General features: G+C 71.2%; 23 protein-coding genes. 7 read left to right on the top strand and 16 right to left on the bottom strand.

Annotated features, from left to right (window positions below; translation table 11 throughout):
- Window positions 1-15: 15 nt before the first annotated feature.
- The 6 genes from BMY97_RS24575 to BMY97_RS24550 all read right to left on the bottom strand — a co-directional run bounded on the left by BMY97_RS24575 (window position 16) and on the right by BMY97_RS24550 (window position 6,270).
- Entirely contained in the window at window positions 16-222 is a 207-nt protein-coding gene (locus BMY97_RS24575; protein WP_091620263.1) for a putative acetyltransferase, read from the bottom strand.
- Window positions 219-455, bottom strand: coding sequence for a glutaredoxin family protein (locus BMY97_RS24570; protein WP_091620260.1), 237 nt, complete (start codon window positions 453-455; stop codon window positions 219-221). Before BMY97_RS24570 ends, BMY97_RS24575 begins: the two co-directional genes overlap by 4 nt.
- On the bottom strand, window positions 452-2,581 hold the full coding sequence (locus BMY97_RS24565) for a phage holin family protein (RefSeq protein WP_091620258.1): 2,130 nt from the start codon (window positions 2,579-2,581) through the stop codon (window positions 452-454). The genes BMY97_RS24570 and BMY97_RS24565 overlap by 4 nt, the downstream gene beginning before the upstream one ends.
- Window positions 2,578-3,171, bottom strand: a complete 594-nt coding sequence (locus BMY97_RS24560; RefSeq protein ID WP_091620255.1) for a DedA family protein — start codon at window positions 3,169-3,171, stop codon at window positions 2,578-2,580. The genes BMY97_RS24565 and BMY97_RS24560 overlap by 4 nt, the downstream gene beginning before the upstream one ends.
- Window positions 3,168-3,959 (bottom strand): MBL fold metallo-hydrolase, encoded by a 792-nt coding sequence (locus tag BMY97_RS24555; protein WP_091620594.1) that lies wholly within the window; start codon window positions 3,957-3,959, stop codon window positions 3,168-3,170. Before BMY97_RS24555 ends, BMY97_RS24560 begins: the two co-directional genes overlap by 4 nt.
- An 85-nt stretch (window positions 3,960-4,044) precedes the next feature.
- Entirely contained in the window at window positions 4,045-6,270 is a 2,226-nt protein-coding gene (locus tag BMY97_RS24550; protein ID WP_091620252.1) for a terpene synthase family protein, read from the bottom strand.
- 312 nt (window positions 6,271-6,582) lie between these two features.
- On the opposite strand from BMY97_RS24550, the gene BMY97_RS24545 reads away from it, so the two are divergent.
- The 3 genes from BMY97_RS24545 (at window position 6,583) to BMY97_RS24535 (ending at window position 9,284) form a co-directional block, all read left to right on the top strand.
- Window positions 6,583-6,891, top strand: a complete 309-nt coding sequence (locus tag BMY97_RS24545) for a GNAT family N-acetyltransferase (RefSeq protein ID WP_091620250.1) — start codon at window positions 6,583-6,585, stop codon at window positions 6,889-6,891.
- Window positions 6,892-7,327: 436 nt separating this feature from the next.
- A complete protein-coding gene (locus tag BMY97_RS24540) occupies window positions 7,328-8,344 on the top strand; it encodes a S1 family peptidase (protein WP_091620247.1) in 1,017 nt (338 codons plus the stop codon).
- Window positions 8,345-8,432: 88 nt separating this feature from the next.
- On the top strand, window positions 8,433-9,284 hold the full coding sequence (locus BMY97_RS24535; protein ID WP_091620244.1) for an SCO6745 family protein: 852 nt from the start codon (window positions 8,433-8,435) through the stop codon (window positions 9,282-9,284).
- Window positions 9,285-9,362: 78 nt separating this feature from the next.
- Here BMY97_RS24535 and BMY97_RS24530 read toward each other — a convergent pair whose 3' ends face one another.
- From BMY97_RS24530 to BMY97_RS24515, 4 genes are all read right to left on the bottom strand, one after another.
- The gene (locus BMY97_RS24530; RefSeq protein ID WP_091620241.1) at window positions 9,363-9,767 is read right to left on the bottom strand and encodes a hypothetical protein; all 405 of its coding nucleotides are present in this window, start codon (window positions 9,765-9,767) and stop codon (window positions 9,363-9,365) included.
- Window positions 9,767-10,585, bottom strand: a complete 819-nt coding sequence (locus BMY97_RS24525) for a heavy metal-binding domain-containing protein (RefSeq protein WP_245787472.1) — start codon at window positions 10,583-10,585, stop codon at window positions 9,767-9,769. Before BMY97_RS24525 ends, BMY97_RS24530 begins: the two co-directional genes overlap by 1 nt.
- Window positions 10,586-10,597: 12 nt before the next feature.
- Entirely contained in the window at window positions 10,598-11,398 is an 801-nt protein-coding gene (locus BMY97_RS24520) for a heavy metal-binding domain-containing protein (RefSeq protein ID WP_091620238.1), read from the bottom strand.
- Window positions 11,399-11,484: 86 nt separating this feature from the next.
- Window positions 11,485-12,225 carry a TetR/AcrR family transcriptional regulator gene (locus BMY97_RS24515; RefSeq protein WP_091620236.1) on the bottom strand — a complete coding sequence of 247 codons (741 nt, stop codon included), beginning with the start codon at window positions 12,223-12,225 and terminating at the stop codon, window positions 11,485-11,487.
- A 74-nt stretch (window positions 12,226-12,299) separates the two neighbouring features.
- Between BMY97_RS24515 and BMY97_RS24510 the strand changes: the two genes are divergently transcribed.
- Window positions 12,300-13,823 carry an FAD-dependent monooxygenase gene (locus BMY97_RS24510; RefSeq protein ID WP_218156856.1) on the top strand — a complete coding sequence of 508 codons (1,524 nt, stop codon included), beginning with the start codon at window positions 12,300-12,302 and terminating at the stop codon, window positions 13,821-13,823.
- Here BMY97_RS24510 and BMY97_RS24505 read toward each other — a convergent pair.
- Both BMY97_RS24505 and BMY97_RS24500 read right to left on the bottom strand, forming a co-directional pair.
- A complete protein-coding gene (locus tag BMY97_RS24505) occupies window positions 13,809-15,020 on the bottom strand; it encodes a GGDEF domain-containing protein (RefSeq protein WP_245787481.1) in 1,212 nt (403 codons plus the stop codon). The genes BMY97_RS24510 and BMY97_RS24505 overlap by 15 nt on opposite strands.
- 582 nt (window positions 15,021-15,602) lie before the next feature.
- Complete coding sequence (locus BMY97_RS24500; RefSeq protein ID WP_091620227.1) at window positions 15,603-16,847, bottom strand: MFS transporter; 1,245 nt, start codon at window positions 16,845-16,847, stop codon at window positions 15,603-15,605.
- 134 nt (window positions 16,848-16,981) lie between these two features.
- Here BMY97_RS24500 and BMY97_RS24495 point away from each other — a divergent pair, with 134 nt between their 5' ends.
- Complete coding sequence (locus tag BMY97_RS24495; RefSeq protein ID WP_091620223.1) at window positions 16,982-18,481, top strand: serine/threonine-protein kinase; 1,500 nt, start codon at window positions 16,982-16,984, stop codon at window positions 18,479-18,481.
- Window positions 18,482-18,484: 3 nt separating this feature from the next.
- On the opposite strand, the gene BMY97_RS24490 is transcribed toward BMY97_RS24495, so the two are convergent.
- Window positions 18,485-19,123 (bottom strand): HAD family hydrolase, encoded by a 639-nt coding sequence (locus BMY97_RS24490; protein WP_091620220.1) that lies wholly within the window; start codon window positions 19,121-19,123, stop codon window positions 18,485-18,487.
- Window positions 19,124-19,272: 149 nt separating this feature from the next.
- Here BMY97_RS24490 and dinB point away from each other — a divergent pair, with 149 nt between their 5' ends.
- Window positions 19,273-20,469 (top strand): DNA polymerase IV, encoded by a 1,197-nt coding sequence (dinB, locus tag BMY97_RS24485; RefSeq protein ID WP_091620218.1) that lies wholly within the window; start codon window positions 19,273-19,275, stop codon window positions 20,467-20,469.
- An 846-nt stretch (window positions 20,470-21,315) separates the two neighbouring features.
- Window positions 21,316-22,170 (top strand): hypothetical protein, encoded by an 855-nt coding sequence (locus BMY97_RS24480; RefSeq protein ID WP_245787470.1) that lies wholly within the window; start codon window positions 21,316-21,318, stop codon window positions 22,168-22,170.
- 2 nt (window positions 22,171-22,172) lie between these two features.
- Here BMY97_RS24480 and BMY97_RS24475 read toward each other — a convergent pair whose 3' ends face one another.
- From BMY97_RS24475 to BMY97_RS24465, 3 genes are all read right to left on the bottom strand, one after another.
- Complete coding sequence (locus BMY97_RS24475) at window positions 22,173-23,342, bottom strand: monodechloroaminopyrrolnitrin synthase PrnB family protein (protein WP_091620215.1); 1,170 nt, start codon at window positions 23,340-23,342, stop codon at window positions 22,173-22,175.
- 21 nt (window positions 23,343-23,363) lie between these two features.
- Window positions 23,364-23,759 carry a DUF742 domain-containing protein gene (locus tag BMY97_RS24470; protein ID WP_091620212.1) on the bottom strand — a complete coding sequence of 132 codons (396 nt, stop codon included), beginning with the start codon at window positions 23,757-23,759 and terminating at the stop codon, window positions 23,364-23,366.
- Between the two features lie 169 nt (window positions 23,760-23,928).
- Complete coding sequence (locus BMY97_RS24465) at window positions 23,929-25,323, bottom strand: sugar porter family MFS transporter (protein WP_091620209.1); 1,395 nt, start codon at window positions 25,321-25,323, stop codon at window positions 23,929-23,931.
- Window positions 25,324-25,416 lie beyond the last annotated feature (93 nt).

The raw sequence follows: 25,416 nt of genomic DNA, 5'->3' as shown, positions 1-25,416 counted from the left end.
GTCGCCAACCGGTTTTCAGCGGCGCCGCACCGGTTGTGGCGGCACGGGTTTCGCGGCGACGACGGCGTCCAGCGGGACGACCACGAGGCCGCGTTTCGTTTCGACCGTGCAGGTTTCGGCGTCGCGCTCGCGCAGCGGACCGAGTGCGTCGGTGAAGCCGCCCTCGATGCGATAGCGCACGACGACGCGGGTGCCGAGCGGCAGTTCCGTCAGCAGGGTCATCGCGAAAGGCGCGCGGCCAGCTCGTCGTCGCTCGGCTCGACGAGGTGGGTGCCGTCGCCGAAGACGATGGTCGGGATGCGGCGCGGACCGCCCTGCAGTTCGCGGACCAGTGCTTCGGCCGCGGTGTCCGCCTCGACGTCGACGTAGTCGTACTCAACGCCTTCCGCGTCGAGCAGCGCGCGGCTGCGCTTGACGTCCGGGCACCAGCTCGCGCCGTAGACCACCGGCTTCATGACACGACCTCCGAGGGGATGGGAGTGGATTTCTCTTTCGCAGCAACGGGTTCCGGGTGCCCGAGAAACGTCAGCCAGTCGCGGAACACGTGGTGCACGGCCTCGGCGCCCACCGGCTCGCCCGGCGGCGGGAACTCCTTCGGGTGCACGATGAACCCGCGCTGCTGCGGGCCGCCGAGCGCGCCGTGGGAGCCGACGTGCCGCTCGAACGGCGAGGACTGGTCGGACTCCGGGTCGTACCGGCTGTTGATCATGATGTCCGCGCAGTGCGGGAAGGTGTCGACGCGCTTGACCAGCTCGTCGGCGTACGGGCCGTAGTCGGCCAGCGGGTCCTCGCCGATCACGACGCCGGTGGCGAGCCGCTTGAGCCCGTCGCGGCCCAGCACCACGGGCCCGAACTCCGAGCTGCGCACCAGTATGAAGCCGACGCCGTCGTGGTCGACCAGCGTGGGCAGCAGGTCCGGGTACTCGCGCTCGATGGTCTCCAGCTCGACCCGGCCCTCGTGCTCGGTGAACGACACCATCGCCAGGTGCCCGGACACGACGGCGACCACCCCGGGCGCCACGCGGGTGACCGCGCCGGGGGAGCCGCTGGTGGTGCGCGGCCGGTTTTCGGCGCCTTCGGCCTTCTCGACGCGGCCGCGCAGCCGGCGCGCGATCAGGCCGCCGGTGGTGGTGGCCTCGGCCAGCGCCGCGTTCACCTGCCAGCTTTCGGCCTGCCGCCGCTTGCCCGCCTCGGCCACGGGCTCGCCGCCGCACAGGCGTCCGACCAGTGCCTCCATCGTCTCGCCGAACCGGTCGACAAACGCCTGGCCCTGGGTCTGGCCGTGGTCCGAAAGCCCGACGATGTGGTAGCGCCGCGGCGCGATCCGGCTCGCCCGCTGCAGCCGCGCGAACTGCTGGTCGATCGAGCGCAGCACCTCCAGGGTGTCGAAGCGCTCGATGCCGGAGTGGTGCGCGACCTCGTCGTAGCCCAGGAAATCGGCGTACACCACGGGCCGTCCGGCCAGCATGTCGCCGATGATCGCGGACACCACGACGTCGCGCGCGATCACCGTGGTGCCGGGCCGCGCGAGCGGGTAGAAGCCGCCGCGCGGGATCCTCGGCATCACGCCGGCGCGGCGCTGCTTGGCGGCCGCGGACAGCTCCCGGAAGACGTCGACCAGTGCCACGCCGAACGTCCGCAGCACGTTCACCGGATTCGCGAAGTAGGCGCGGTAGCCGGCGCCGACCCGGTCGCGCTTGCGGCCGCGCAGGGTGCGCGGCACCAGCACCGGGATCGAGCTCATGGTGAGGCTGACGTGCTCGGCGTCGCCGGAGAACAGGTTGCCGTGGCTCGCGCCGTCACCCGAGAGCAGGCCGCGGCCGTCGGTGTGGCGGCGTTCGATCTCGGCCGCGTCGGTCGGGTGCGCGCACGCCATCACGTGGTCGCGATCCTTTTCGTACCAACGGAAGCCGAGGATGTCGTGGTTCGAGCCGTGCAGGATGCCGCACACGCTGGCGCCGGTCTGCGAACTCCAGTCGGTGTGCCAGCGCGTGAGTGAGTGGGTGCCTTCGCCCAGCCAGGCCGCGAACGTCGGCATGTCGCCGTCGCGCACGGCGCGGCGCACGGTGTCGTAACCGAGGCCGTCGATCTGCAGGAAGATCACGCCTGGCGGCTGCTCGGCGAGGCCGGCCTCCGGGTTGTGCCGTCGACGGCGGCGGGCCGCGCGGCGGAAGAAGATCTCGTCCTCGTCGACCGCGAGCAGGCTGGAGATCACCGCGCCGACGGCCGACATCGCGACCGTGACGATCACCGCCGCGCTGAAGCTGTGCAGCTCGACGCCGGGCACGGCCTGCAGGATCGCCAGTGTCGCCACGCTCAGCAGCAGGAAAGTGCCGACGCCGAGGGTGAAGTAGGCGATCGGCCAGGCGATCCGGACCACCAGCGGCCAGACCACGGACGTCAGCAGGCCGAGGATGAGCGCGCACACCGTGGGCTGCCACCAGGACTGCATCGAGAACCCGTCCAGCCACAGGTCGAGCAGGCGCAGCGCGCCGGTGACCGCGGCCCAGACCAGGATCACGCGGGCGACGACGCGGCCGCCCTGCAGCAGCCGCCCCTTGCCGGGTTCGGGATTGGTCACCGAGGTCCTCCTCCGGTCCGCTCCGGCTTCCGGCGCAGCTTGCTGATCAAGGTCATGGCGACGGTGACGAGCAGCACCAGCACAGTGGCGAGCAACGTGGCGATGAGCGGCGAGTCGAAGATCCCGCCGCTGATGATGCCGAGCAGCGAATAGGCGACGGCCCACAGCACGCAAGCCACCAGGCCCGCGGGCAGGAACCGTCGCCACGGGTAGCTCAGCGTGCCGGCAGCCAGCAGCACCGGGATGCGCCCGGCGGGCACCAGCCGGCCGATCACCACGAGCTGCCAGCCGCGGCGGGCGAACTGCTCGCGGCCCTTGGCCAGCCGGTCGGCCTGCTGACGGCGTTCGACCCAGCGCAGCAGCGCCTCGCTGCCGAACCGGGGGACCGCGAACGTCAGCACGTCACCGAGGTACGCGCCGAGCACCGCGAGCACGATCACCAGCGGCAGCGAGAGGTGGTCGGTGGTGGTGGCGACCGCGGCGGCGGCGCCGACGACCGCGCCCGTCGGCACGATCGGGATCACCGAGCCCAGCAGGACCCCGCCGAACAGCGCCGGGTAGCCGATCGCCGACGGGTCGGACCAGTTCACACCTTGTCCCCGGGTGCCGGGAGCGCGACCTCGGCGCCGGGCCGGGTCAGCAGCACCTCGGTGGGCAGGCCCGCCTTGAAGACCTCCGCCGCGAACGTGCGCGGCGGCTCCACGAGCAGCTTGCGCATCCGCGTGGTCCGGTGGATGCCGGGCACGGCCAGCGTGCCCCAGTGCACCGGGATGACCACTTCGGCCCGAAGCAGCTTGGCCGCTTCCGCCGCGCGCTCGGGGGTCAGGTGTCCCGGGCCGAGGTTCGGGCCCCAGCCCCAGACCGGCAGCAACGCCACGTCGAGCGGCGCGAACTCCGCCATGCCGTCGAACAGGTCGGTGTCGCCGGCCGAATAGACGCGCACGCCCTCGGCTTCGAGCAGGTGCCCCAGCGCCGGGCTCTGCGGCCCGTGCGTGAGCCGCGGTCCCCACCGGTGACCGGAGTGCACTGCCTCGGTCGCGGTGACCCGGAGGTCGCCGTCGGTGAGCCTCTCGCCGGGGGACAGCTCCTCGACGTTCGGGAAACCCCGCTTCGCGAGCCAGTGCCCGGCGCCCCGCGGGACCACGATCCGCGTCCGGCGGCCCACCAGCCGCAGCGACGGCAGGTGGAGGTGATCGCCGTGCAGGTGCGAGATCAGCACCAGGTCCACGTCGGACCACGCGGACGCGTCGGGCAGCGGGGCCACGCGGGTGAGCGGGCCGACCCGGGAGGTGAGCACGGGATCGGTGAGGACCACGCGCCCGCCGAGTTCGACCCGCGTGGTCGCGTGGCCGAGGAAGTGCAGGTTGAGGCCGGTCACGGTTTCGAGTATCACCTGGTTGGGACGGAATTGCCCGGCGGAGTGGTCGGTCGCACCTTGTCGGGTTCCCCGCCGGGCCCGGGCTTCAGTGAGTGGGCAGGAGGGCGGAGATCCTGAGCGAGCTGGTGCCGAGTCCGGTCGGCCCGGTGAACGGGTGGGTGACCGGGGCGGCCGCGGCGGCGGGCCGGTAGCCGAGTTCCGGCTCGGTGTAGCGGTGACAGCCTTCGTGCCAGTTGAGGATGCCGGCGAGCCAGTTCTTCAGCTCGCCGGCGTAGGCGAGCAGGGTCTTGCGCGCGGCGTCGTCGAGGTTGTAGTCGGTGAAGAGCGTCGGGAGGCCGACGTCGACGGCGTGCTGGAATTCCTGCAGGCGCGCGGCCATGAGGTCGGCGACGACTTCGAAGGCCTCTTGTTCGCCGACGTCCAGGAAGTTCCGGACCACCAGCACGGCGTTGTGCAGGTCCCCCTCGTACTGGATCTCCTTGCGGTAGGAGAAAACGTCGTTGAGCAGGCAGGCGTAGTCCATCGCCGAACGCTCGACCGCCTGGATCGCCCGGGTGCGGTAGATCCCGGGCGGCACGGTGCGGCCGTGGCCGATGCGGCACAGGCTCATGGTCAGCTCCGAGCCGAAGGTCTTGCGGCGCATCTCGACGTAGTCGATCGGGTCCGGGATGCGGTTCTGGACCCGGTTGGCCAGTTCCCAGACCCAGCTTTCGGTCATGTCCACGATCGTCTTGCGGAAGCCCTGCCGGAAATCCCGGGCCATCGGCGCGGTGGTGCGGGACCAGAGGTCGGCCAGCGCCGTTTCGAGCGCGTTCACCGGGGGCGGCATGGGCTCGTCGTCGACCGGCAGGAAGAGCTTGAACCGCTCCGTCGTCGCCTTCGCACCCGCGACGTTGCCGGTCAGGCCGAAGACGTCGGAGTAGTAGTCATCCGCGTACGTGCCCCAGGCCAGCCAGCCGTTGGTGAGGTCCAGCTGCTCCGGCGTCGCGTCCGGGTGGATGCCCGCAGCGCAGAGCGAGACGTCGGTGGCGCGCAGCTTGTGCTCGTCCCACACCACGCCGTCGAGGATGCCCATGGCCCGCGACCAGCCGACGAGGTTCTCGCGCGCCTGGTCCAGGTGCGGGCTCAGCGTGAGCGGGAACGGCAGGGTGAATCCGGGCCGCTCGATCGGCCCGACCGGTTCGAACGGCTGGTGCCGGAAGCTGCGCATCCGTTGCGGCGCCGTGGCGGCCAGCGAGGAGAAGATCCGCGCCGCGGACGTGCCGAGGCCCGACGGCCCGCCCAGCGGCTCCGGCCCGTCGCGCCGCTCCAGCGCGCCCTCGTTCATGTACCGGCTGGAGCGCAGGTGCCACTCGTGCCCACCGGCCTGCCAGTCCTGCAAACCCTTGACGTAGGCGAAAGTCCCGGCCCGCCCGGCCGGATCCACGCCGTGCTCCTCGAACAGCCCCGGCACCTCGGTGAACGCGGTGTGCTCGAACTGGTGCAGCCGTGAGGTGAGCAGGTCGTTGACGGCGTCCGCGGCCTCCTGCGTGGAGCAGCCGAGGAACTTCTCGAACACCAGCACGCCGTTGGACAGCTCGCCCTCGTCCTCCACCTCGCGCTGGTAGGAGAACAGGTCGTTGCGCAGGTGGACGGCGTCGGCGAAACAGTCGCGCAGCACCTCCATCGGGCGCTTCGCGGCGATCGAGTCCGGCACCTCCGCGTGCACGGAGTGCTCGATGAGGTTCGCCGACCACGGCGCGCCGCCGACCTTGCGGCGCATCTCGATGTACTCGACCGGGTTGGAAACGCGGCCCTCGTTGATGTTCGCCAGCTCCCACAGCGACTCGTCGAGCAGATTGCGGGTGCTCTCCACGAATCGCCGCCGCCAGCCCGCCGACCGGAGCGGCACGGTGCGGTTCCACAGGTCTTCGAGCCCGCGTTCGACCGGGTTCTCCGGGGTCTCGGTGATCTCGCCGGTCACCGGCATGAACAGCGCCACCCGGTCCAGGTACGCGCGGGCGCTGTCGATGTCGCCGGTGCGCTTGAACAGCTCGAGGAAGTGGTCGTCGAAGTAGAAGACCCAGACGTACCAGTCGGTGACCAGGTCCAGCTCGGGTGCGCCGGCGTCCGGGTGGGTGTACGCGCAGAGCAGCGCGTAGTCGTGGGAGTCGAAGTCGCCCTCGTCCCAGATCACCGTGCCGTGCTGGGGCACGTCGATCATGTCCATCGTGTGCGCCCAGCCCTTGCTGTGCGCCCGCGCCCCCTCCAGGTTCGGGTTCAGCCGGGCCGGATACGGCATGTAGAACTCGGGCAGAGCAAACGGCTGCACTTCGGCTTCCCTGGCCTTCCCTGTCGCTGGGTCCGGACCCCGTGAGGCAACCAAAACCGCCCGCGCCCAGGAAGCCCCGCGGTGCGCGACCACACGAATGGGCAGGCGCCGTCGCCCGGGCAGCCCAGCGCGGATCACCGCGCGGTCGGTTCCGGGTGCTGTTTCGTCGCTCTAAGGTGAAGATCATCGGCACTGCTGCGCGCGAGAGGGCCGCTCGCGCCGTGCGGCGGCCGAGCTGCCGCCCGGTCCGGATCGGGAAGTGTTGAGGGGCCTGCGGTGTTCACCCGGATGCCCCGACTGCGAGGAGTGACGATGAGCGACGAGACCGGTGTGGTCCGCAATGAAGACGAGAGCCGCTACGAGGTGTTCGCCGACGGCAAGCTGGCCGGCTTCGCCGCGTACACCGACCGCGGGACGCTGACGGTGTTCACCCACACCGAGATCGACGACGCGTTCGGCGGGCGCGGCCTCGGCAAGGTGCTCGCGAAGGCGGCGCTGGACGACGTGGTGGAGCGCGGCCGCGTGATCGTGCCGGTGTGCCCGTTCATCGCCGGGTACCTCCGGAAGAATCCCGGCTACGGCGACCATGTCCGTTGGCCGGAGGGCACTCCTGCCGAATGATTGGTCCTCTGTGGACTGACTCTCGAGCCGTCCGGTGAGGATGCGGCGAAGCGCAGCCCAGGTGCGCTGAAATGGCGGCGGGGACGGCCGCCACGGTGAATCTGTGGCGAAGTTCGGCGTCGGGCACACCTGGGCGTAGCCAGGAGCCCGGTTTCGGCCGCGCGGGCGGTTGGGCCGTTCGGGGCAGGCCGGCGCGCGGGCTTTTCACCGAAGCTGCCCGCATGACCGGATAGCCCCGTTCTGGGCAGGGCCGTTCGGTCGTGCTGAACTGCGCCGAACGGCGGCTCCAGGTCCGTTTTGTCCGATACCTTGGTTAATAACCAACCTTCGTCGGTGGTGCATCGGTTTCTGGGCAACAAAAGTGTGCAGCGTCCCCCCGTGGTGCGTGACTCGCTCACGCAGGATCCGTCCAGCAGCACAACTGGAGGAAGATTCCATGACTTCCCGGAAAACGGTCGTCGCGAGCTTCACCCTGTTTTCGGCCGCGGCGCTGACGGCGGGCATCTGCTCGTCGGCCGCGTCGGCGAGCCCGGTGGCCTTCGCGCAGATGCAGGCGCAGGCCATCAGCCAGGCCACGCAGGTCGCCGACAGCCTCGGCGCGGCGAGCGGCGGCATCTTCCTTGACAACGGCAAGGCCGTCGTCAACGTCACCGATGCCGCTTCGCAGGAGAAGGCCAAAGCCGCCGGCTTCGCCACGAAGATGGTCAAGCACAGCTTCGCGGCGTTGACGTCGGCGAAGAACTCCCTCGACGCGGTCAAGAACGTGCCGCAGACCGCCTGGGGCATCGACACGAAGAACAACCAGGTCGTCGTCAAGATCTACGACTCGGCCTCGAAGGCCACCGCGGACAAGGTGACCGCGGCCGCCGCCCAGCTGGGCGACTCGGCCCGCATCGAGCACCTGACCGGCAAGCTGTCGCTCTACATCTCCGACGGCGACGCGATCCAGAACGACCAGGGCCGCTGCTCGCTCGGCTTCAACGTGACCCGGGGCGGCTCGCCGTTCCTGCTCACCGCGGGCCACTGCACCAACCTCGGCGGCACCTGGTCCGGCGGCGACGTCTCCGGCGCCACGGTCGTCGAGAGCGACTGCCCCGGGGCGGACTCCGGCCTGCTGACCCGCCCGAACGGCTCCGGCCCCGGCGAGATCAACACCGGCCAGGCCATCACCAGCGCGGGCTCGCCGACCGTCGGCGAGCAGATGGAGAAGCAGGGCTCGACCACCGGTGGCGGCAGTGGCCAGGTCACCTCGGTCGACGAGTCGGTCAACTTCGACGTCGGTGTCCTCAATCACGAGTTCGGCACCACGGCCCACACCGACCACGGCGACTCGGGCGGCCCGGCGTACGACGGTTCGAAGGGCCTGGGCACCCTGTCCGGCGGCGACACCGTGACCAGCTACTTCTACCCGCTGACCCTGGAGCTTCAGTCCTACGGCCTCGCACTGGCCTGATCCTCCGGTAAAGCTGTTCCGAGAAGGCCCCCTCCACCGCCTGGTGGAGGGGGCTTCCTCGCGTTTCGGGCTATTACGCTGGCTGCTCATGGAGTCGAATTCGAGCCTGGCCAGGCGGTTCTGGGTGGCGCTGGAGCCGTTGCACGCCGTCGTCTACTTCGCACCTGAGCCCGCGGCGGCCGCGAAGGACGTCGGGCTGCGAGGCTGGTGGATGGGCTACTTCGCCGGCCGCGCGGCGCCGCTGGGCCCGATCGGACCGGCCCCGGTGACGTCGATGTTCTTCGGCTTCGCGCCCGGGATGGTGGCCCGCGCGCTGCCGGACGCGTGGAAGTTCGCGAGCCCGCAGGACGTGCTGCGCACCCGGGTGGAAGCGGTGGAGGCCGTGCTTGCGCGGGTGCTGCCCGAGGCGGGATTGGCCGAACTGACCGGTCTGCTGGAACGGGCGGTCGCGGGTTGCCGGTTCGACGGCCGTCCGCTGGCTGCGGCGTGGGCTGCCGTTCCGCGGCCGCCGCGGTTGCTCGCGCGGTTGTGGCTGGCGACCTGCGTGCTCCGTGAACATCGCGGTGACGGGCACGTGCTCGCGTCCGTGGCCGCCGGGCTGAGTGGGCTCGAAGCGGGCCTGACCCACATCGCGACCGGCGCGACGACCCGTGAGCTGCTGCAACGCGCCCGCGGCTGGACCGACGACGAGTGGGAGGAGTCGCGCTCGCGCCTGCTGGGGCGCGGCCTGCTCGACGGCTCCGGCCGGCTGACCGAGACCGGCGCCGCCGTCCGCCACGAGGTCGAGGCCACCACCGACCGCCTCGCCGCCGCACCGCTGGAGGCGCTCGGCACGGCGGACGCCGAGCGCGTGATCGAACTGGCCACGACGTTGAGCCGCGTGGTCGTCGACACCGGCGTGGTGCCGGTGCCGAACCCGATGGGCCTGCCACGGCCGTGAAGGCCTCCTCCGCCGCACAGAGCGCGGCAGGGGCCGGTCCCGGCGCCCGAACAGTCCACATAGGACACTGGACCCCGGTCAGCCCCCCAGCAGCCGGGCCAGCGCCGTACGAGCCCGTTCGTCCCGTGAAGCCAAGGCTTGCAGTTCCGAAGCGAGCACGGTCAGCCACTCGTCCAGCTCGGTGTCCCGCCGGCTGATCACCACGCCGCGGACCACTTGGCGGACCTCGGCTGCGATGCCGCCGCTACGGCCGGCGGTGAGTACCAGCAGCTGGTCCGGCGTGGTCACGCGCACTTCCACCGGCTGGCCGGCGCGGCCGGCGACTCGGTCGGCGAACGTGCGGCGGCGGTCTACCTCCACCATGCCCGGCGGGAGGGCCGCGCCGAGGGTGTCGGACAGCACGCGGCTGTAGGACTCGACGTCGGCGCGGTCGGTGCGCAGGGTCGCGACCAGCAGGTGGAAGTCCAGCTCCGAACCGGCCATCAGTCGGTCAGGGGCAGCACGAGCTGCGGCTTGGTGATGTGGTGATCGGCACGCAGCGGTTTCACCGCGGTGCCGATCGCGAAGAACTCCGTGGTGTGCCCGCCCCAGCGGTGCGGCAGCGAGAGCAGCTGGACGCCCACGATGCCCTCGGCGCGCAGCTGCTCGGCCTCCGCCTGCATGCGCGACATCGCCAGCTCACGGGCGTCGTAAAGCGCCTCGGTGTACTGCGGGATCTCGACGTTCTGCCCGATGTTGCCCATCGCCTGGCGGAACCGCTGGTGCGCGATGTGGTAGACGCACGAGCCCATCACCATGCCGAGCGGCGCGTAACCGGCCTGCACGAGCGTCCAGAAATCCTGGCCGGACAGGTCGGAGGTGAACGGCTTTCCGGTGTTGTTGCGCCATTCCCCGGGCTCGTCGGCCTTCACCGCGGTGCCGACGGCGACGAACTCGGCCAGGTCGTTGCCGAACTCCTTGAACTCGATCTCCAGCCGCACGGCCACGATCCCGTCGGCGCCGAGCAGGTCCGCCTCGGCCTCCATGCGCGACATCGCCAGCTCGCGCGCGTGGTACATGGCGGCGGAAAGCCGGTCCATCTCCTGGTTCTTGCTCCACCGGCCCATCTGGAAGCCGACGTGGTAGATGCTCGAGCCCAGCACCAGCCCGAGCGGGCGGAACCCGGCCTCGCGCACGAGCAGGAACTCGTTCACGCTCAGGTCCGAAGTGAACAGGCTGGTCGCCTGTCCCGGCCGCATCTCGGCGAGCCGGCGCATCGCATCCTCGGGGATGTGCTGCGCGGCGGGGTCCACAGTGGTCACAGGGCCTCCTTGTCAGGCTCGGTTCAGCGGCAGCATGGTGAGCGCGGACGTCGGCGCGGCGGCCCCCTGGTGGAAGCGGCCGATCGCGGTGCCGAAAACGCTCGACACCCCGGCGACGCCGATCTCGCCCAGCTGCCAGGTGTTGAGCGTCATCCGCGAGACGATCGCGCCGTCGGCGCCGGTGGCCTGCACGGCGCGGCGGAACTGGCTCCTGGCGTCGGACCGCACGTGCGTGACGAGCCGGGTGTGCGCGTCGACTTCCGTGTTCCCGGCCCACATCGTGGTCTGGTACTGCATGTTGTAGTCGAACGTGGTGTGCGCGGCGATGCCGGTCACGATGTCCGCGGGCACCCAGCCGGCCTGCATCAGCTTGCCGACGTCCTGCCCCGGCAGCTCGGTGGTGAACACCCGGCCCGGACGCTGCTTCGAGTCCGCGCGCACGGCCGTGCCGAGCGCGACGAACTCCTGCATGGTCTCGTCGAGCGGGGTCACGGAGAGGTTGATGCCGAGCACGCCGTCCGCGCCGATCGCCTGCGCCTCCAGCCGGAGCCGGTCGAGAGCGACGCCGTAGCCCTGCCGCAGCGCGTCGGCGTACAGGCCGATCTGCTGGTTCGGGGTCATGCCGTACACCGGGGTCCAGCCGAGCCGTTCGACGATGCAGCCCATCACCTCGCCGACGGCGGTGAAGCCCGCGACCTCGGCGCCGACCGCGGCCGGCACGCTCAGCAGCGAAGTGTGCAGGCCCGAGGAGGCGAACCGGTCGACGCGCGCTTGCGCGACCGGCGGCAGCCCACGGCCATCCCAGTCGGGCACTCGGACCTCCTCGCGGCCCGTGGCGGCGGGCCCTCACCGACCATCGTGGCACGACCGGGGCGCCGGTCGGCGCCGGGAAGCGGCGATCAGGGCTTTTTGTCCGGAACATCCTCCGGAATCGTGGCCGACAGTCCAGTGAGGACACGATCGAGGCCGGATTCGAAGGCCTGCTGCAGCCGGTCGGCCGCGTGCGGCGTCTCGGCTTCGATCATCACGCGGGTGAATCGCGGGTACGCGCCGTTGTTCATGATCGCCGGGCCGTACTCGCCCTGCTGCGTCAGCCACTCGTCGTTGCTGAGCCCGGAGCGGCGGATCGCCTCCTGCTCGGCCAGCTCCGCCTGCACGTGCCCGCGGACGAATGAGAACAGCGTGCCGAGCGCCAGCAGCATGTCGTCGGTGCCGAGGCCGGTGCCGTCGAACGCGGCCAGGGTCAGCTCCGTCCAGCGCAGGCTGTACGGGCCGTGGGTCAGCCGGCCCGCCGCCAGCGCGGGCAGCCAGGGGTGGCGCAGCGAGACCTCGCGCAGGAGGTGGGCGAAGCGGCGCAGGTCGGCGCGCCAGTCGCCGGTGGTGCGGGCGCCGGCCAGCTCGGCCATCACGGCGTCGGTCATCAGCTCGTGGACCTCGTCCTTGCGCAGCACGTAGCGGTACAGCGACGCGACGCCGACGCCCAGCTCCGTGGCGATCCGCCGCATCGAGACGGCGTCGATGCCTTCGGCGTCGGCAACCCGCACGGCCACCGCGGCGACGTCGTCGCGGCGGTAGGTCGCCTTCGGGCCGCGGGCGCCCTGCTCGGGCCTCATCCAGATCACGGGGGCGGGCTGATCCATGGCAGCGATTCTCCCGCATCGGGTAATGTCGAAGTTACTGCGAACGGTGTTCCTTGTTTCCTGGGGGTGGGGTCGTGGCCTACGACGTGGTGGTGGCCGGCGCGGGTCCGGCCGGGCTGCTGCTGGCCGCGGAACTGCGGCTGGGCGGGGCCCGTGTGCTGGTGCTGGAGCGCGACGCCGAGGTGGTGCGGCCCTGGCGGGTCGGGTCGATGGGGGCGCGGTCGGTGAACACGCCGACGGCCGCGGCCCTGCACCTGCGTGGGCTGCTGCCCGCCGTGAGCGCGGCGGCGCTGTCCTGGTTCGACCCCAAGGAGATCCGGCCGGAGGCCCCGCCGCGCGACGGCTCGCCGACGCCGTTCGGACCCGCGTTCGCCGGGCACTTCGCGGGCATCGGGGTGCGGGCCGACCGGCTCGACTTCGAGGACCCGGAGATGACGGCCGAGCTGTACGGCGCCGGTGTCATTGCCCAGCAGGACTTGGAGGACGTCCTCGCCGCACGCGCGGAGGAGCTGGGCGCGGAGATCCGGCGCGGGGCCGCCGTCACAGGTTTCGAGGCGGACGAAACCGGCGTGACGGTGGAGTCCGGGACCTCGGTGCGCGCCGGCTGGCTGGTCGGCTGCGACGGTGGACGCAGTACCGTTCGCAAGATCGCCGGCATCGGATTCCCTGGCGTGGAAGCGGTTTTCCTCGGTCGACAGGCCACTGTGGACGTTCAAGGCCTCGGCGAGGCCGACGACTGGCGGCACGGACCCGGCGGCTCGTACATCGTCGGCGGCTGGGGTGGCGGCGACACCCGAGTGCACACCGTTGAGCCCATCAGCCCGGTCCCGGACGGCGACGTGACGGCCGAGGAGATCGAGGCGAGCCTGCGGCGGGTCAGCGGACTCGACGTGACCGTCACGGCCGTCCACACGGCCACCCGCTACACCGACGTGACGCGCCAGGCGGAGACCTACCGGCGCGGGCGCGTGCTGCTGGCCGGCGATGCCGCGCACGTCCACTCGCCCGCGGGCGGGCAGGGGCTGAACCTGGGCCTCGGCGACGCGTTCGGGCTCGGCTGGCGGCTGGCCGCCGTGGTCCGCGGCGACGCGCCGGCGGACCTGCTCGACAGCTACGTCGCCGAGCGGCACCCGATCGGCCGGTGGGTGCAGGAGTGGAGCATGGCGCAGACCGCGCTCAGCCTGGAGCGGGGTCCGCGCGCGGACGCCCTGCGCACCGTCGTCGGCCAGCTGTTGGACACCCGTGACGGGGCGACGTTCGTGGTCAAGCGGATCGCCGGAGTCTGGCAGCACTACGACCTGCCGGGCGGGCACCCGCTGGTCGGCCACCGCGTGCCGGACCTGCCGCTGACCGACGGCAGCACCCTCGCTTCCCACTTCGCGTCCGGCCGGGCGGTGTTCCTCGACGGCGGCTTCGGCGGCGAGGTGGCCGCGCGGTGGGCGGACCGGCTGACGGTGATCGAGGCTCGTGCGGCGGCCTTCGCGGACGTGGTGCTTTCGGCCTTCGTGCGGCCCGACGGGTACGTCGCCTGGGCCGGGCCCGGCGACGGCCTGGCCGAGGCGCTGGAGACCTGGCTCGGCCCGTCAGCCCGTGGCTAGCTCCACGCGGTTGCGGCCGGCCTGCTTGGCCCGGTAGAGCGCGGTGTCGGTGGCCACCAGCACGTCGTCGACGCCGGTGAGGTGCTCTGCGGGGTAGACGGCACAGCCGATGGACACGGTGACCTCGCTGATCACCGTGTCGCGGTCGGGCAGGACCACCGCGACCCGCGGGACCCGGCGGCGGATGCGGTCCGCGAGCAGTCCGAGGTGCTCCATGCTGGGCACGTTCGGCACCACGATGGCGAACTCCTCGCCACCCCACCGGCCGCACACGTCCTGCTCGCGCACCTCGTCGCGCAGCGCGATGGCGATCTCGCGCAGCACCAGGTCGCCGGTCGGATGGCCGTACGTGTCGTTGATCGCCTTGAAGTGGTCGAGGTCGAGCAGCAGCACGCCGACGGTGCCGTGGCCCGCCCGGGCGCGCTCGAGGTACTGCTCGGCGATGGTGCGCCACCAGCGCTTGGTGGCCAGGCCAGTGGTGACGTCGGTGCGCGCGTCGCGCTGGAACTGGGTGAGCAGCAGGCCGCGGTGCAGCGCCACGAGCGCGACGACCACACCCACCAGCACCAGCGGGTTGGCCAGCACCAGCAGTGTGGCGGTGACCAGGCCGAGGCCGATCGCGCCCGCCTCCAGGATCTGGTCGCCGAAGCCGGAGAACAGCTCGCTGATCGACCGCGGGCTGCTCGACAGCCCGATCGCGACCATCACCAGCACCGTGTTGATCGCCCAGCGCAGCACGGCGGCCAGCGCGATCACGGCGAGGTCGCCGAGGCCGGGCCCGAAACCGGAGGCCGGGATGCCGGGGTAGTGGTGCAGGCCCAGGCTGAGCACGAGCACGGCGGCCTGCGTGCCGCACAGCACGGTCGCGGCGGAGAAGATCCAGCGGTGGGGGAGCACGGGCCGTTCGCGCGGCCAGATCCGCCACCACGCCACCGCGTACGTCAGCACGACCATCGCCGACGCGAGCACGGCGGGCAGCGCGATGACGGCCGCGATGCTCCACACGGCCTTGGTGTCGACGTACGCGACCGTGGGCGCCCGGTTGTACTCGCGCTGGCGCTCGATGCGCCGGGTCGCCTCGATCGCGGCGACCGCGCACACGGCGAGCACGCCGAACCGGACGAGATCCTGGTGGCGCACCGGCGCGAGCCACGCGGTGCCCACCGACACGGCCACCGCGACGACGTTCACCGTCAGTACGTACGCGCGTACGCGGTGAGGCAACCGCCAAAGCCGCCAGCCCGTGAACCAGCTGTCCGGCCGGTCTGTTCCTCGGCGCACTCTTCACCTCACCCGGTTGGCTTTCTACCGTAAACGACGAGGGGCTTCATGTGACGCTCGTGGCCCGGACTATGGGAGCAGCCCGGGCAATTTCGCCCGGACAGCCCAGCGCCCGGGCGTCGCGAAGGGGAGGTGACGACTGTGCGTGACGACGATCGGTGGTAAACCCCCGGTCGACCTGGGCATCCACTGAGTGGGAAAGGAGGTGCCGATCATGCGCGACAACAACTGGACGTAATCGCCGCTACCGGCCGTGATGGCACGAATCGAGAGGAGGCAAGCCCGTGCGCGACAACAACTGGACCCGCCGTGACAACAACTGGACCCGCTGAAGCCCGCCATCCGGCGCAGGAAACCGTGGCGAGGAGGTGAAAGGCGTGCGTGACAACAACTGGACCCGGCGTGACAACAACTGGACCCGATGAGGACGAGCCATCAGCCGAGCACCCGATCCGGTCCGGGGAGGTGAACGAGACGACACCCGGGCGCGCGGACCGGTCAACCGGCCGCGGGTGGTGTGGTTCCGCCGACGGGACTTCGGCGGGACCGCACCGCGCGTGCCCAGGCCGTGGCGGCGAGCGCGGCGGCCGTCGCCCCGGCGGCCGCCGCCACGCCGACCACGGCGGTCGGCGCGAGGACCTGCGTGAGCGCGCCCGCGGCGGCGATGCCCACTCCCTGCGAGGCCCGCAGCGCGGCGATCGCCACGCCGATCACCTGGCCGCGCTGCTCCGCCGGCGCGGCGAGGCTGTACTGCACCTGCGTGATGAGGTCGTGCGAGGAGCACATGCCCGACAGCGTCCACAGCACGACGATCGGGACGAGCCCCGGCGACCAGCCCGTCGGCAGCAGCAGGAGGCTGGTCAGCACCGCGAGCGGGCCCAGCAGCCGCACCTGCCGCGCCCGCGGGAGCCGGCTGATCAGCAACGCGCCCAGCACCGTGCCGACGGGGTTCGCGACGAGCAGCCAGCCCAGCACCGCCGTCCCGCCGAGCTGGGCGGAGATCGGCACCGCCAGCCCCTCCGGGATCACGTAGAACCCGCAGCAGCAGGCGATCGCCAGCAGCGACCGCAGTTTCCGGTCCCGCGCCACCCGCCGGCAGCCGGCGACGAGTGCCGCCCACTGGGACAATCGTTGCGGCGTGGGCGAAATCACCCGTTCGACCGGGTGGGGCCGCAGCCCCCAGCGCAGCGCGAGCGCCGAGACGGCGAACGTCAGCGCGTCCACCCACAGCGCGCCCGCCACCCCGAGCCAAGCGACCACCGCCGCGCCCGCGCCGAAGCCGATCACGAGCGCGGCCTGGTAGGTCGAGGACAGGATCGCCTGGCCGACCGGCAGCCGGTCCTCGCCCAGCAGGTCCGGCAGCACGGCCTGGCGCGCCGCCTGGAACGGGCCCGCCGCCAGCTGGACCACCACGAGCAGCGCCGCGGCGAACGGCCACGGCAGCCCGGGGATCGCCATCACCGCGACGAGCGCGGCCCGCAGCACGTCCGCCACCACCATCACCGACCGTCGCGGGTAACGGTCGGCGAGCCCGCCGAGCGCGCCGCCGAGCAGATCCGGCAGATAGGTGAGCGCGTACGTCAGCGCGGCCCAGCCCGCCGATGCCGTACGGTCGAACACGAGCACCGTCAGCGCCACGCGGGCCAGCTGGTCACCCGCGACGGACAGCACGTGGGCCAGCCACAGCGCCCGGAATTCGGTCACACCGAACACATTCCGGAACGTGGGGGCAGCCGGGCTCATATGATCAGAGTGTCCTGGTTCGGCCACGTGGAGCAACCCCCGGCAGCTCGGGTGGGTCGTCTGGACCGCCTCTTCCGGGGCGTGAAAAACTTGGTGGTCGCCGTCCGTGAACGCCGCACCGAGGGGTTAGTCCGTTGACCGAGGAGAGCCGGCAAGTCGCCGGTCGCTACCAGCTCGTCGAGCTCATCGGCAGCGGCGCCATGGGCATGGTCTGGCGCGGGGAGGACAAGATCCTCGGCCGCGTGGTCGCGGTGAAGGAACTCCTCATGCCCGTGAACCAGGGCGAGGAGAAGGTCGAGGAGGCCAAGAACCGCGCGATGCGCGAGGCCCGGATCGCCGCCCGGCTGCAGCACCCGAACGCCATTTCCGTGTTCAACGTGGTCGAACACGAGGACCGGCCGTGGCTGATCATGGAATACCTGCCTTCACGCAGCCTTTCGGCGAAGCTGCACGAAGACGGCTCGATGACCGTCGACGAGGTCATCCCGGTCGCCGTGCAGCTGGCCGGCGTGCTGGCCGCCGCGCACCGGGCGGGCATCGTGCACCGCGACGTCAAGCCCGGCAACATCTTGCTCGGCGAAGACGGCACGGTGAAGGTCACCGACTTCGGCATCTCCCGCGCGGTCGGCGACGTGACGCTGACGGCCACCGGCGAGATCTCCGGCACGCCCGCGTTCCTCGCGCCCGAGGCGGCGCGCGGCGAAGAGGCCACGTTCCCCTCCGACGTCTTCGCGCTCGGCGCCACGCTGTACATGGCGGTGGAGGGCGTGCCGCCGTTCGGCACGGCCGACAACGCGATCGCGTTGCTGTACCGCGTGTCCAGCGGCGAGATCGACCCGCCGAAGCAGGCCGGACGGCTCGAGCCGCTGCTGCTGAAGCTGCTGGAGCTCAAGCCGGAGGACCGGCCGACGATGGCGGAGGTGCTCGTCGAGCTGCGCAGCCTCGACGGCGGCGTTACCCCGGTCGCGACGATTCCCGAGCCGTTGACGCTGCCCCGGACCAAGCCCGTCGAGGTTCCGGCCGCCGCGCCTGTTGCTGCGGCCGCTTCGGCTTCCTCGGCTTCGGCCGCGCCGGCGCCACCGGAGGATCCGGCGGTGGACCGAAGACGGCGCTCGATGCTCCTCGCCGGGATCGGCGCGCTGCTCGTGGTGGTCCTGGTCGTGGTGATCGTGCTCGTCAACCGCAACAGCACCACCGGAAACACCGCCGGCGGCTCGCCGTCAAGCTCCCCGTCGCTTGCTCCTTCCCCTTCGCCGAGCGCCCCCGCGTCGCCCAGCTCGCCTTCGGCGCCCCCGACGTCCTCCAGCGCGCCGGCCTCGTCCAGCGTGGCTCCGGCGCAGACCACCGCGCAGGCACTGGAGAACTACTTCGGCCTGCTCCCGGGAAACACCGACGCCGGGTTCGCGTTGCTGTCAAAGGCTTTCCTCGCCAAACGGAAGCAGACCTTGCAGAGTTACACGAACTACTGGAAGGGATACAGCGACGTCTCGGTGGCGAACGTGAAGACGACCGGGCCCGACACGCTGACCGCGGACGTCACCTACGTCAAGCCCGGCGGCAGCAGCGTGACCAACCACCACAGCTACCGGATGGTGCAGGAGAACGGCGTCTGGAAGATCGACACCGAGTCCTGAGCCTCAGCGCAGCAGCAGTTCGATCGCCCCGGCCGCGTCGCCGACGACGTGGTCCGGGGCGCCGTCGTCCTCGGGCCAGCGGCGGCCTCGGTCGACCCACACCGTGTGCAGGCCCGCGGCGCGGCCGCCGGTGATGTCCGCCGCGGCGGAGTCGACCATCCACCCGCCCTTGAGCGGGGCCTCGCAGCGGCCGGCCGCGATCTCGAACAGCCGCCGGTCGGGCTTGCCGACGCCTTCGTGCGCGGAGATCGCCCAGCCGTCGACCAGTCCCGCGAGACCCGTGCACACGAGGGTGGCGAGCTGTTGCTCGGCGTCGCCGTTGGTGACGATGCCGATCCGCCAGCCCGCGGCGCGCAGCCGGGGCAGGCCGCCGCGCACTCCTGGCGCCACAGGGATCAGCGCGGGATGCCGTTCGTGGAAGTCTTCGAGGAGCTGCGGCACGGTTTCGTGCAGCGCGAACCGTTCGCGGACCGCCGTGAAGAACGCTTCCCGTGGCTCGAGGCCGTCGCGGTCGGCGGCTACCAGCCAGTCGGCGTCCTCCTCGCCGAGCCGGTGTTCCGCGCAGAACTCCCAAGCCCACCGGCGAACGCCCTCAGCCCGGTCGACGAGGGTGTTGTCGAGGTCGAACAGCACCAGCCGCACGTGAGAACCCTAGGCCGCCCCGCGCCTGACCTGCACGCTGACCAGCGGGGAACGACCCGGCCGGCGCAGGGGGACGTCCGCGATTTCGGCATCGATTGCTCCATTGGGGTGACGGGATCCCGGTTTTTGTCGGGGTTCGATGCGAACATATGTTCATGACGAGCGAAGGCCCCATCCTCCACGCCGACCTCGACGCGTTCTACGCGTCGGTGGAGCAGCGCGACGATCCCCGGCTCCGCGGCCGCCCGGTGATCGTCGGCGGCGGCGTGGTGCTGGCGGCGAGTTATGAGGCGAAAGCTTGCGGCGTGCGCACCGCGATGGGCGGCGCGCTGGCCCGTCGGCTGTGCCCGCAGGCCGTGGTGGTGCCGCCGCGGATGTCGGTGTACAGCGCGGCGAGCAAGGCGGTGTTCGAGGTCTTCCGGGACACCACGCCGATGGTGGAGGGGTTGTCGATCGACGAGGCGTTCCTTGATGTCGGCGGGCTGCTGCGGATCTCGGGCACTCCGTCGCGCATCGCGGCGCGGCTGCGCGCGGAGGTGCTCGGCGCGGTCGGCCTGCCGATCACGGTGGGTGTCGCGCGGACGAAGTTCCTGGCGAAGGTCGCGAGCGGCGTCGCGAAGCCGGACGGGCTGCTGGTGGTGCCGCACGACCGTGAGCTGGAGTTCCTGCACCCGCTGCCGGTGGAGCGGTTGTGGGGCGTGGGGAAGGTGACGTCGGCGAAGCTGCGGGACCGGGGCATCCAGACGGTGCGGCAGGTGGCGGCGATGCCGGAGGTGGACCTGGTGTCGTTGCTGGGCCGGGGACCGGGCCTGCACCTGCACGCGCTGGCCCACAACCGCGATCCCCGCCCGGTCCAGCCGGGCCGGCGCCGTCGTTCGATGGGCTCCCAGCGCGCGCTCGGCCGCCGTCGCCGCACCATGGCGGAGCTGGACGAGATCCTGGTGGGCATCGTGGATCGCCTCGCCCGCCGCCTGCGCGCGGCGAAGCGCGTCTGCCGCACGGTGGTCCTGCGCATGCGCTTCACGGACTTCGGCCGCGCCACCCGTTCGCGGACGTTGACGGAGGCGACGGACCACACGGAGACGATCCTGGCCGCGGTCCGCCGCCTGCTGACCGAGTCACAGTCACTGGTGTACGACCGGGGGCTGACGCTGATCGGGGTCTCGTTGTCCAATTTGGACGGTGACGGCGCGGTCCAGCTGGTGCTGCCATTCGAAGCCGCCGACAGTGACGCCCTCGACCTCACCTTGGACGGCGTGCGGAACCGCTTCGGCGCCGGAGCGGTCACCCGTGCGGCGCTGCTGGGAGCCGAGGCGGGGATGGAGGTGCCGTTGTTGCCGGACTGAGTTCGGTGCCGGGCTGGTGCTTCTGCTGCCTGGTTGGGTCATCGGGCTGGGCTGAGCGCTTTGCTGCTGGGCTGCGGAATCGGGCCGGGCTGAGCGCTTGCTGCCGGGCTGAGTCATCGAGCCGGGCCGCGCTTTGCTGCCGGGCTGAGGAATCGGGCCGCGCTTTGCTGCCGGGTTGGGGCTTGGGGCTGGGCTGAGCGCTTTGCTGCCGGGCTGAGGCACCGGCCCGGGCTGAGCGCTTGCTGCCGGGTTGGGGCATCGGGCTGGGCTGAGCGCTTGCTGCCGGGTTGGGGCTTGGCGCCGGGCCGAGTGCGTTGCGGCCGGGCTGAGGCACGGGGCTGGGCTGGGGCTTGCTACCGGTCGGCGGCCGGGTTGAGCGCTTGCTGCCCGCTCTGGGGCTGGGGGTCGAGCCGAGTCTCGAGGCCGGGCTGTCTGAAGCAGGCAGCGGGCTGTCCACACTCGGCGGAACGGGATGGCGATCTTGGCAGTCGAGGTGCTGCCAGTCGGGAGTGCGGTGGTCCGGGCCCGGTCGCGGAGGGGGAGCCCTTCTTCGGACGGTGGCGGCGAGGGGTCGCGCTCGGCGATTCCCGATTCGGGGCGCCGGCAAGAAATGGTGACAATCCGCGGGGGAAACGGTCCGGCTGGTGAGCCGGGCGCACGGCCGGGGTCCGGCCGGGTCTGGGGGCTCGGCCGGACCCACACCGGGCCGCGCCGCCGTGGTCCGGGTGACACCGTCGGAACACGCTGTAACGAACCGGCGATCTCCGACGACGGATGGGCAGTTGTCCTTTTCCACCTGCCTTCCGAAATGTCAGAGCGGTATCCCCCGGAAGAAATAGGGAAGACATGAACCTGCGAAGACGCCGGCGAAGTATCGCCATTGTGTCCATGGTGGCGGCCGCCGTCGCGATGGTGCTCGTGACGCCCGGTGCGGCGCTGGCCGACACGCCGACCAGCGCGATCACCGTGAGCCAGACGGCGCTGCAGCGTGGTGCGACCTTCACCGTCACCGAGACGATCTACAACCCCGAGAACTTCACCGTCACCGGCGCCAAGCCCGCGCTCTACGGCAAGGAAGCGGCGATCACCGACGTCGCCGACATCGTCTCCTGCACCGTCGCCTGCGGCGCGCTGGGCAGCAGTTACCGCGCCGTGGTCGGGGACCTCGCCCCGCTGCAGAGCGCCACCGTCACCTTCACGCTCAAGGTCAAGGACACCGCGCCGCTCGGTACTTTGACGCTGCAGGACCAATTCGTCGGCGACAACTACGCGTTCGACATCCTCGACGGCGCCGCGCTCACCATCGGACAGGCGGCCGGCTCGGCCGACGTCAGCGTGGCGCTCGCCGCCTCGCCGGCCGGGGTGCTGACCTCGCAGATCACCTACACGATCACCGCCGCCAACCACGGCCCGGACGCGGCGACCGGCGTCAAGCTCCAGGCGAACCTGCCCTCGGGCCTGGTGTTCTCGAAATCCTCGTCCTGTACGGCTTCCGGGCGCACGGTGACCTGTGCCGTCGCCTCGATCCCGTCCGGGTCCTCGGCCAATGCGAGCTTCACCGTCACCGCCGGGCTGCTCACCATCGGGACCTTCACCACCACGGCCCAGCGCCAGCAGAGCTCACCGGCCGACTCGAACGCCGTCAACGACAAGGCTTCGCGCTCCTGCAGTGCCATCACCAGCCTGCTGCTGCACTGCTGAGGCTACTGCGCCGAGGTAGTGGAAACCAGTGACCGCAAGCGATCCAGCGATGGACGGGCGGTCGGCACCCCCGGCCGGTCCCGCGCCGAGCGGAGGTCGCTCAGCCGCGAAAGCCCGGCGACGACCACGTCCAGCGGCGGCCCGCTCGCGGTGATCCCGGTCAGCCGGTCCGCGGGCGCTTTTTCCGCCGGGGCCACGAGGAACGGCTTGACGAGCCGGTGGTGGTGATAGGTGTAGGCGGCACCGTGCGCGCGGCAGACGGCGAGGAACAGCTCGGCGTTCTGCCGCAACCGCGGGCCGGCCCCCGATTCGGCTTCGCGCAGGAACTTGGCCAGCAGCGGCTCCTCGTCGACGACGGCGCGCAGCAGCACCTGGTCTTCGGGCGCGACGTAGGCGTACTTCTCCGCGATCACGTTCTGGTAGAAGGGATCCCGCGCGTCGCAGAGGCCGAGCAGCAGGTCGATCTCGTTGATCGCGGAGAAGTCGCCGGCGTTGGCGCCGCGGTACTCGACCGCGCCGACGCGGTGCGATTTGAAGTACGGCCGGATGTTGAAGAAGAACCGGTCGACGTCCAGCGTCTTGCCGAGGTCCCGGTTGAACCGCAGCACGTCGTCCAACGCGGAAAGCGCGGTTTCCAGCAGATAGGTGGTCAAGGGGTTGGAGACGCCCATGGGCGGAACGCGGCGCAGCGCGTCGGCGGCCCGTTGGTAGGCGAGCACGGCGAGTCCGTTGCCGGTCAGGAAAACGGCCTCGTCCGCCAATGAGGTGAAAGTCTGGTAACGGTCCCGCACGGCCGGGTTGTACAGCGCCTGGTGCGCGAAAACGAATCGCGGCGCCACACCGAGTGCCGAGCCCAGCTGCTGGGCCAGCGACCAGGCGGACGGATCGACCGGCTCCGCGGACTCGTGCCGGCGGCAGGCTGCCAGGTAAAAGCCCACCATGCCCAGCAGCTGGTATTTTTCCCGAGGCGAAATCGGCAACGGCCCCGAAACCGCGCCGATCAGACGGCCGCCCTCGATCACCACGGCCTGTTTGATTTTCTCCAATTCGGGCCGATCGCAGACGATCTCCCGCCGTTCGGCGAAGTACGCCTCCTCGAGCGCGGTGTTGTACTCGACGAATTCGGTCCTGATCCACCGGTCGAGCCGGTCCACCGCTGTCACTGCCGTCACCCGGCCGACTTTAACCGAGTCCTACAGCCGGTCCAGCCCGTCGAGCACGCGGTCCAGTACCTCCGTGCGGGCTTCCGAGTCGTACGCGGCGACCGGCTGGTGCGCGCGCAGCAGCCCCTCCGCCAGCAGGTCCTCGACCAGCCTGCGGGTGGTGCCGAGCGGCAGGCCCAGATGGGCGGACAGCTCCACCACCGACGTCGTGGACGCGCACAGCTCGCACACCCGCGCGTACTGCTCCCACAGCAGCCGCCGCAGCCGGCGGCCGAGCTCAGTGGTCGAGACCAATGTCTCCAGCGGGAGCTGGTGCGCGGTCCGCGGCGGGATGCGGTCGCGCGCATAGGGGCGCACCGACGGCGCTTCGCCGCGGTCGGGCAGCCGGTGCCGGCCCGACGGCGAACGGCCGGGGACCTCGGTCACGGCGCCACCTCCTCGGGCTCAGGCAGGCAGTACAGCACCGCGCTCGCGCCCGTGCCAAGCACGATCGCGAAATCTGTCCGAAGTGGACCCGAAAACACCCGCGGCCGGGACGAACGGGAAGAGTCCCGTCCGTGCCCGGCCGCGTGTGGTCGGCGTCAAGTCGAAGCGGTCAGGCGGTTTTCACGGCCCCCTTGTGGCCGCCGCGCAGGTCCAGCTCGATCTGCTCCAGCGTGCGGCCCTTGGTCTCCGGGACCAGCCACTTGGTGAGGCCGAACAGCACGACGTTGATGCCCGCGAAGAGGAACATCGAGCCGCCGATGCCGAGCGCGCCCGGGTCGGCGATGATCGGGAAGATCGCGCTGATGATGCCGGTCGCGGCCCACAGCACCACGCTGCTGATGCCCATGCCCGCGGCGCGGACCTTGAGCGGGAACACCTCGGCCATCATCACCCAGACCACGGCGCCCCAGCCCAGCTCGTAGCCCACCAGGTAGAGCACCATCGCGACGAGCATCAGGATGCCCTTCGTGCTGGTGTCGTGGACCAGGTAGACGACCAGCCCGGCCGCGATCAGCGTGATCACCATGATGACGTTGCCGATCAGCAGCAGGGGCTTGCGGCCCCAGCGGTCGACGACGAAGACCACCCACGCGGTGAACAGGAACTTGGTCACGCCCAGCAGCACGCCGGACAGCAGCGCCGCCTGCGTGGCGAAGCCGAGGCCGATCAGCATGGTCGGGAAGTACGCGTTCACCGCGTTGACGCCGCTGAACTGCTGGCCGATGGCGAGCAGCAGGCCGACCACGAGCATCGGCCGGACCATCGGCGTGACCAGGTCGCGGAACCGGGTCTTCGCGCTCTCCGTGTCGAGCCGGATGACCTCGCGGATGGTGCCGATCTCCTCGTCCACGTTCACCGAGCTGCCGTGGGAGCTGATCAGCACGGACCGGGCCGCGTCCTCCTGGCCCTTGGCGAGCAGCCAGCGCGGCGTCTCGGGCAGGAAGATCAAACCCACCAGCAGGATCACGGCGGGCACGACGGCGCCGGCGAACATCAGCCGCCAGTTGCCGGACGGGCCGAGGCCGTAGCTGACCAGGAACGCGATCAGGATGCCGAGCACGATGAAGATCTGGTTCAGCGCGCCCATCGCGCCGCGCAGGCGGGCCGGCGCCAGCTCCGACAGGTAGGTCGGCACGGTGGACGAGGAGAATCCGATGCCGACGCCGATCACCAGCCGGGAAATGATGAGCAGGGCGAAGGTCGGCGAAACGCTCGCGGCCACCGTGCCGACGATGACGATGACCGCGGCCACCATGATCGTGCGGCGGCGGCCGAGCTTCTCGTTCAACCGCGAGGAGAAGAGCGCGCCGACGATCGCGCCGACCGACAGGCTGGCGGTGATCACGCCCTTGTCCCACCCGGTCAGGCTCCAGGCCTTGCCGATGAACGGCAGCACCCCCGAAATGACCCCGAGGTCGTAGCCGAACAGGATGCCGCCGAGGGCACCGAAGAAGTACAACGTGGTCCTGTTGATGGGCCGCCGCGCCGCGGCTGTCTGTGTCATAACCGAGCCGTCTCTTTTCTGGGGCTGGCCGGCCGGTCCGGTTCGGCTGGAGGCGGCCAGCGGAGCGGGATCGGGCGGGTGGGACTGATGGCC

It is taken from the genome of Amycolatopsis saalfeldensis, from assembly GCF_900110575.1.
GTDB classification, from domain to species: Bacteria; Actinomycetota; Actinomycetes; order Mycobacteriales; family Pseudonocardiaceae; genus Amycolatopsis; species Amycolatopsis saalfeldensis.
Note: the sequence above shows the minus strand (reverse complement) of the source record. Positions and strands in the feature narration are given on the sequence as shown.